Genomic DNA, 3,887 nt, shown 5'->3' on the forward strand with positions numbered 1-3,887 from the left:
TATGAGCTCGTATAATATCGGTTGTCATTTAAGTTGTCATTTTGGTTGTCAATTAACGGGTGGACGAAAGTGAAGGAACAAAATATTTGCGCTTTGGGAGGAGGAAATGGACATATGGAATATCGATAATTTGGTTTTATTTTTAATATTTTTTATTCCTGGATTTATCTCAATAAAGGTGTACGACCTATTTATTCCCGGTGAGAAGAGGGACTTTACAAAATCTCTTTTTGAAGTCATGGGCTTTAGCGCTATTAATTTTGCAGCATTATCATGGCTGATCATTTTAATTCACTCAGACAATTTCTATTCCGGACATAAGCTTTTTTATTTCTTGTTGCTATTTATAATACTTTTTATTGTCCCGATAATTTGGCCATTAGTTTTTCTAAAGTTGTCTTCTTGGCCTCCAATTGCCAAAAAGATAATACATCCAATTCCTAAACCTTGGGATTATGTCTTTGGGAAAAGAGACCGTTACTGGGTTATTGTCCATCTACGGAATGGAGAGAAAATAGGAGGCAAATACGATAGCAACTCTTTTTCTTCTTCTTATCCAGCAGAAGAACAGATATATCTTGAAGAGATGTGGCACCTGAATGAAAATGGAGCCTTCATGGAACCTGTTGATAGATCTGCTGGGATATTAATATTGGGAAAGGATATTTGTTCTTTAGAATTATTTAAATAGGGGAGAATAAAATGTCAAAGAACAATCAGGATAAGGGGAACAAACCTATTAACGAGGGATACCAGCCTCTAAAAAAGGGATACCAACCAACTGCAGGAAATTTGGACCCCAAAAATCCTCCTCGTGGCGGCTCAGGCGTTCCGTCGAAGCCTTCCAATGATGCTAGCAATGAGAAAAAGAAATAAAGATTACCCAAATGCCAATACGTCCGCAATAATGGATTTTCTCTACCCGAGGTTCAGAGCCAGGCAGTATTATTATGACGATATTTAGCACAAGATGTTAATAAATGAGATCGTACCATGACCATACCGGAAAGTAATAAAAATTTGGCTATCGATCCGCTCAATCGATTCGAACTGGCTGGGGAATCAATGGTCTTTTATAATAAACAGAATCTGAAAATATATATAGCTATAGAATCGGACAGTCTTAGAAATATTTTTTACAGTGAGCGACCCCTTGCTATAAATATTATAGTAAAAGGCCTACCGAAGAGAGGGAATGAAAAATCCCTTCCTGTTAGGTATGTAGACCTAAAATTTAATAGATCTTTCATGATCAAGAAGATATTACTCTAAAAGGAGGTATGAAATGAGTGACAAGGAAACCAATGTAACGAAAACGCTTGGGCAAGTAATCGACGAAATTATAAGTGCCCTTAAATATCTTGATGAAGAAAGTAGAATCACAGCAATAAGTGCAGTATGCCAATACCTGAACATCCAGTTGACTGAAAAACGTGGAATACAATCAATAATAAGAACTGTCGAAAATACACCAGAAAAAGCTCTAACTACACTAATAGATATAAGGACCTTAAAAGACCAAAAACAACCATCTTCGGCAATCGAAATGGCTGCACTTGTTGCATTTTACCTCTCGGAACTGGCTCCAGATCCTGATAGAGAGAATACGGTAGAAACTGACGATTTGGTTAAGTATTTTAAACAAGCTGACTTTCCATTGCCCAAAACGCCCGAGGATTTACTCCCAAATGCAAAAAAAGCAGGGTATTTCGATTCAGCAGGTCGGGGCAGGTATAAACTAAACCCGGTCGGCTACAACCTCGTTGCACATAACTTGCCTCGCGCCATAACAAATAAGACCGCCAAGCCATTTAGGAGTAGGAAGAAAAAGAGAGAGTCAGGAAAGACCATTACATCAAAAAAATAGGACCTAAAGGATACCATCTCTATGGCCGAAACCATTATGCAATTACAAAAAAAGACTCAAGCGTTAAAGCACGCTATAAAACTAGTTCGCTCAAGGCAAATACAAAGTAATGCGATTAAAAACAAAATAAAATCTTTTGTCTACGAGTATTTTAAAGATTCCCGCCCGATTCTTCTTTCCGGCGGTCTAATTGATGAAAATTTAACTAACACAGATTCAGCGATGCAAGATTTATTGCGCTGTGCCCAGCGCAATACCCTAAAAGTTATATATTTACGTTATTTTACAAAGTTGAGCGAATACTTAAATGAGATAGAGCTAAAAATCATTTCGCCAATTTCCAGTGGGGAAAAAGATCTGCCGAATCATCAGAAATATCAACAGATATTGGAGACTCTTGGAAAAATTGCCCCTTCAGCTGCGAAATCTTATCAACAGGCTTTATTAGACCTTCAGGATCAAAATCGCATTTCTTGGCGGGGCACCGTTGTAGAGCTTCGAGAAAGCTTACGGGAAGTACTAGATGCCTTAGCTCCTGACAATGAAGTTGTCAGCCAGCCAAATTTTAAGCTCGAGCAAAATGCGAAGAGACCAACAATGAAGCAGAAAGCCGTGTTTATCCTTAAATCAAGAAATGCTTCCAATAAGCATTTGAAGACATTTGAAAGTGAGGTTGATGTCGTAGAAGAACTTTGCGGAGGATTCATACGGTCTGTGTATGAACGGTCTTCTGAAGGCACTCATACCCGCATTTCAAGAAATGAAGCGTTAAGAATAAAAGATTACATAACGCTAGCCTTAGCCGAGATATTAGAATTGAAAACATAATTAAAAGCAGAGGTTAACGCTACATAAAGTGAAGGATAGAATGTCAACTCTATTATCACACAAAAAAACAGGAACCAGAGATATTCCTAAAGAGTGGGGACTAGTACGTCTTGGTGAAGTTATTTCTCTTAAATACGGAAAAGGATTATCTGAAAAAAAAAGGACTACGGGACCATTCCCTGTAGTAGGTTCAAATGGAATCATAGGTTACCATAACCAATCACTTATCCAAGGGCCTGGGATCGTTGTTGGAAGAAAAGGGTCGATAGGGTCTGTGTCTTGGGTAGATTTGGATTTCTGGCCAATAGACACTACTTATTACGTAGCCGTTTTGAGGCAGGATGTCGATTTAAGGTGGCTATATTTTTCTTTATTAAAACTCAACCTACAAAGATTAGGACAAGCAGATGTCGTCCCGGGACTAAGAAGAGAGCTAGTGCATATCCTGATGTTTCCCTTTCCTCCTCTTACCGAACAGAAAAAAATAGCAGATATCCTATGGACTGTGGATGAAACGATTCAGAAAGTCGGGCAGGCTATAGAGAAGACGCAGAAGCTGAAGGAAGGCCTCATGCAGCAGCTTCTGACTAAAGGCATCGGGCATAAGGAATTTAAAATAACTGAAATAGGAACCATCCCAATTAGATGGGAAGTAGCTAAATTATCTCAAGTGGGGAAAATTGTTACTGGTACAACTCCTTCAACTAATATTGATATGTTTTGGGGAGAAGGGTTTCCTTTTGTAACACCCTCTGATTTTTCTAGCAATAAATACGTGATAAAAACCGAAAGAAAGGTAACCGAATATGGTGTAAAAAAAGCCAAAATTATCCCAAAAGACTCAATTATGGTTTCATGCATCGGTTCAATTGGAGAAGTAGCAATGTCCTTGTCAGAAAGTTTAACTAACCAACAGATTAATTCGATAATTTGTGATAAAGAAAACAACCCACATTATATATATTATGCAATGAATTTTAGCAAAAGAAGACTCAAAAGATGGGCAGGTATTACCACAAATCCAATTGTAAAAAAATCATTATTTGAGTTTTTTCCTATCCCTCTTCCGCCCCTTCCGGAGCAGCAAAAAATTGCTGAAATTCTTAGTTCAGTGGATAAGCGAATCGAGACGTTGAGAAAAAGAAAAGAAAGGCTCGAGAAGGTTAAAAGAGGTCTGATGGAAGATCTCCTG

The 3,887-nt window shown here is 38.0% G+C and carries 5 protein-coding genes; all 5 read left to right on the forward strand.

Annotated elements, in window-relative coordinates; all coding sequences use genetic code 11:
• Positions 1-106: 106 nt before the first annotated feature.
• The gene (locus PLK24_RS09345; RefSeq protein ID WP_324478485.1) at positions 107-691 is read left to right on the forward strand and encodes a DUF6338 family protein; all 585 of its coding nucleotides are present in this window, start codon (positions 107-109) and stop codon (positions 689-691) included.
• Positions 692-702: 11 nt separating this feature from the next.
• Positions 703-876 (forward strand): hypothetical protein, encoded by a 174-nt coding sequence (locus PLK24_RS09350; protein ID WP_324478487.1) that lies wholly within the window; start codon positions 703-705, stop codon positions 874-876.
• 409 nt (positions 877-1,285) lie between these two features.
• A complete protein-coding gene (locus PLK24_RS09355; RefSeq protein ID WP_324478489.1) occupies positions 1,286-1,867 on the forward strand; it encodes a hypothetical protein in 582 nt (193 codons plus the stop codon).
• A 21-nt stretch (positions 1,868-1,888) separates the two neighbouring features.
• A complete protein-coding gene (locus PLK24_RS09360; RefSeq protein WP_324478491.1) occupies positions 1,889-2,695 on the forward strand; it encodes a pPIWI-associating nuclease domain-containing protein in 807 nt (268 codons plus the stop codon).
• Positions 2,696-2,735: 40 nt separating this feature from the next.
• A partial coding sequence (locus PLK24_RS09365) for a restriction endonuclease subunit S (protein WP_324478494.1) occupies positions 2,736-3,887 on the forward strand: 1,152 nt, incomplete at its 3' end.

The organism is Atribacter sp. (genome assembly GCF_035418125.1).
In the GTDB taxonomy this organism is placed as follows: Bacteria; Atribacterota; Atribacteria; order Atribacterales; family Atribacteraceae; genus Atribacter; species Atribacter allofermentans.